2 protein-coding genes and 1 pseudogene are annotated in these 3,731 nt (G+C 64.8%); all 3 read right to left on the bottom strand.

Annotated features, from left to right (window positions below; translation table 11 throughout):
- Positions 1-311: 311 nt before the first annotated feature.
- A complete protein-coding gene (gene aceB / locus J2S97_RS23875) occupies positions 312-1,952 on the bottom strand; it encodes a malate synthase A (RefSeq protein WP_307052408.1) in 1,641 nt (546 codons plus the stop codon).
- Between the two features lie 82 nt (positions 1,953-2,034).
- Complete coding sequence (aceA, locus tag J2S97_RS23870) at positions 2,035-3,351, bottom strand: isocitrate lyase (protein ID WP_307052407.1); 1,317 nt, start codon at positions 3,349-3,351, stop codon at positions 2,035-2,037.
- Positions 3,352-3,636: 285 nt separating this feature from the next.
- Positions 3,637-3,731, bottom strand: a pseudogene (locus J2S97_RS23865) (zinc-binding dehydrogenase); the annotation flags it as partial.

Raw genomic sequence — 3,731 nt, 5'->3', positions numbered from 1 at the left:
GCGTAATCCGCCGCGGTGACTACTGCGTTCGCGGCGAAGTCTTCCGAGGGAGCGAACTTCCGGTTCTCGTGGGAGAGGTTCTCGAAGGCATCGCCCTGCCGGATCGTTCCGGCTGATGCCGCGGTGGATGCGTTGGCCATGGTGACTGTTTTCTTTCTCTAAAAGATGCTCATGGGTGGAAAAGTGGGTTCTTTGCGGCCACCGTGCACCCGCTTGCACGGCAGCCCCTGCCGGACCTGCACGTCCGGGCTTGGATGACGGACGTCCGCGGATCTGCCAAAGGCACCGACATCATGAAACAGGGTCGGGCATTAGATGGCGAGGCTCTCCGATTCCCGGACCTTGTCGATATACCGGGCGTAGGCGGGTACCGTCAGGAAGGCCTGGAAGGCAGGGTCGAGTGCGACTTCTTCGAAGATGTCGCGGGCGTCGGCGAAGCGGTCGTCTTCGAAGCGTTCGAGTTTCGTGAATTCCTGGTCAAGCATGTCCTCCACCCACTCGCGGGTGATGATTTCGCCGTGGTCCGTGATGGCGTGGGAGTAGATCCATTGCCAGATCTGCGAGCGGGAGATCTCCGCGGTGGCGGCGTCCTCCATCAGGTTGTGGATGGCCACCGCACCGTTGCCGCGCAGCCAGGACTCGATGTAACGGATCCCGACCTCGATGTTGTTCCTGATGCCCTGTTCGGTGATGGTGCCGGTGGTGGCGGCGATGTCCAGCAGCGCCCGGTCATCCGGCGTGACGTCCTCGCGGAGGCGGTCCAGCTGGTTCGGCCGGTCGCCAAGGACGCCGTCGAACACCTCGCGGCACACCGGAACCAGGTCCGGGTGCGCAACCCAGGAACCGTCAAAGCCGTCGCCGGCCTCACGGGTCTTGTCCGCACGGACCTTCTCGAAGGCGATGGCGTTGGCTGCCTCGTCCTTGCGGTTCGGGACAGCTGCAGCCATGCCGCCGATGGCCATGGCGCCGCGCTTGTGGCAGGCACGGACCAGCTGCTCGGTGTAGGCGCGCATGAACGGGGCCGTCATGGTCACCTGCACGCGGTCAGGGAGGACGAAGCGGGGGCCGCGGGTGCGGAAGTTCTTGATCATGGAGAAGATGTAGTCCCAGCGGCCGGCGTTCAGGCCCGCCGCGTGGTCGCGGAGTTCATACAGGATCTCTTCCATCTCAAAGGAGGCCGTGATGGTCTCGATCAGCACCGTGGCGCGGATGGTGCCCTGCGGGATGCCCAGCAGGTCCTGGGCCAGGATGAAGATGTCGTTCCACAGGCGTGCTTCGAGGTGGTTTTCGATCTTCGGCAGGTAGAAGTACGGGCCCTTGCCCTGGGCCAGCAGGCGGCGGGCGTTGTGGAAGAAGTACAGGCCGAAGTCCACGATGCCGCCGGCGACCGGTGTCGCGTTGATGAGCATGTGCTTTTCCGGCAGGTGCCAGCCGCGGGGGCGGACCACGATGGTGGGCAGTTCGCCGGCCGGGCGGAGCTTGTAGTCCTTGCCCTCGGGGGAGGTGAAGTCGATCCGGCGTTCCAGCGCGTCCGTGAGGTTGAGCTGGCCCTGGATGACGTTCCGCCACGACGGCGTGAAGGAGTCTTCCATGTCGGCAAGCCACACCTTGGCGCCCGAGTTCAGCGCATTGATGGTCATCTTCTTGTCCACCGGGCCAGTGATCTCCACGCGGCGGTCCTCCAGACCCGGGGCCGGGGGTGCGACGCGCCAGTTCGGATCATTGCGGATGAACTCAGTTTCCGGGACGAAGCCCGGGTCTTGGCCGTGCCCGATTTGGATCCTTCGGTCACGGCGGATCTGCATCAGCTCCTGGAGACGCTGCGCTGTTGCCGCATGCAGCCGCGCCACAAACTCCAGCGCATCAGGGGTCAGGATCTTGTTCTGCCGCTCGATCGGCCGGGCGGTCAAGGTGATCCCGTTGATCGAAAAGTTGTCAGTGAAACTGTTCATCGGAAGATTCTCCTCATGGAGTGGCGCGGTGCAGGGGCGGGTCCTCGGGGAGGACCCGCCCTGCTGTTCGTCCGCCGGGGTGTTAGTGGAACTGGCCCTCTTCGGTCGATCCGACCAATGCGAGGGTGGATGCGTTCGGGTTGAGCGCAGTGGCGATGTCGTCGAAGTAGCCGGTGCCGACTTCGCGCTGGTGCTTGGTCGCGGTGTAGCCGCGGGACTCGGAGGCGAATTCCTTCTCCTGGAGCTCAACGTAGGCGCTCATGCCTTCACGGGCGTAACCGTGGGCGAGATCGAACATCGAGTAGTTCAGGGCGTGGAAGCCGGCCAGGGTGATGAACTGGAACGTGAAGCCCATAGCGCCGAGTTCACGCTGGAACTTGGCGATGGTGGCGTCGTCCAGGTGCTTGCGCCAGTTGAACGACGGCGAGCAGTTGTAGGAGAGCATCTGGTCCGGGAACTCGGCCTTGACGGCCTCGGCGAACTTGCGGGCCAGTTCGAGGTCCGGGGTGCCCGTTTCCATCCAGATGAGGTCGGAGTACGGGGCGTAGGCCTTGGCGCGGGCGATGCAGGGTTCGATGCCGTTGCGGACCTTGTAGAACCCCTCCGCCGTGCGCTCTCCTGTGACGAATTCCTGGTCGCGGGGATCGACGTCGGAGGTGATCAGGGTTGCTGCCTCGGCGTCGGTGCGGGCGATGACCACCGACGGGGTGCCGGCGACGTCGGCGGCCAGGCGGGCCGCGTTCAGGGTGCGGACGTGCTGCTGGGTGGGGATCAGCACCTTGCCGCCGAGGTGGCCGCACTTCTTCTCCGAAGCGAGCTGGTCCTCCCAGTGAACGCCCGAGGCGCCGGCCTGGATCATGAATTTCATGAGTTCGTAGGCGTTGAGCGGTCCGCCGAAGCCGGCTTCTGCGTCGGCCACGATCGGCACCATCCAGTCCTCAACGGTCTGGATGCCCTCGGAGAATTCGATCTGGTCGGCGCGGAGAAGGGCGTTGTTGATGCGGCGGACCACGGTCGGAACCGAGTTGGCCGGGTACAGCGACTGGTCCGGGTACGTGTGGCCTGAGTTGTTGGCGTCGGCGGCAACCTGCCAGCCGGACAGGTAGATGGCGCGGAGGCCGGCCTTGACCTGCTGCACGGCCTGGTTGCCGGTGAGGGCGCCCAGGGCGTTGGTGTAGCCGCCGGTCTTGTGCTCTTCGGTCAGCTGCTTCCACAGCTTCTCGGACCCGCGGCGGGCCAGCGTGTGCTCTTCGGAGACGCGGCCGCGGAGGCGGACGACATCCGTTGCCTTGTAGTCACGGGTCACACCTTCCCAGCGGGGGTTGGCGGCCCACTCCATCTCCAGTGCGGCGGCCTGCTCTTCGGGCGTCTGCTGGGTGGGCTCAAATGCTGCAGTCATCGTTGTCTCCTTCGTTGCGCCGCGAACCACGTCTTCCTGCCTCGTGGCAGTTCTGGTCAGCGGTCCGGTGCGGTGGTGCACGGCTTTGCAGCCGCAGGGCGTTCTGAGTTCGGTCAGGCGCCGCGCCCGCTGAGACGCGTCCGCTCACGACCAAACACTGGTTCTTTGCCCAGTTCGTTTTTCGCTGGACAATCAGCGCCCGCGGCGGCGGTACCAGAAAACGCCTGGTTCGACACCGCCGTCGCCCGCTGCTGTTATCGGGACTGATCAAGACTTGAGGAGGACTCAGTACTTGATGACGACGCGGCCGTCGATCTTGGCGTGCTTCATCTCGTCAAGAACGGCGTTGACCTCGGACAGCTCCCGGGTGGACACGGTGG

The sequence above is a fragment of the Arthrobacter oryzae genome (assembly GCF_030812315.1).
Taxonomy (GTDB): domain Bacteria; phylum Actinomycetota; class Actinomycetes; order Actinomycetales; family Micrococcaceae; genus Arthrobacter; species Arthrobacter oryzae_B.
The sequence above is the reverse complement of the archived record's forward strand: the minus strand, read 5'-3'. Positions and strand labels throughout refer to the sequence as shown.

Bases quoted from the DNA above. Each gene is read 5' to 3' on its own strand.
- aceB (WP_307052408.1), bottom strand. From the start codon at position 1,952: ATGAACAGTTTCACTGACAACTTTTCGATCAACGGGATCACCTTGACC.
- aceA (WP_307052407.1), bottom strand. From the start codon at position 3,351: ATGACTGCAGCATTTGAGCCCACCCAGCAGACGCCCGAAGAGCAGGCC.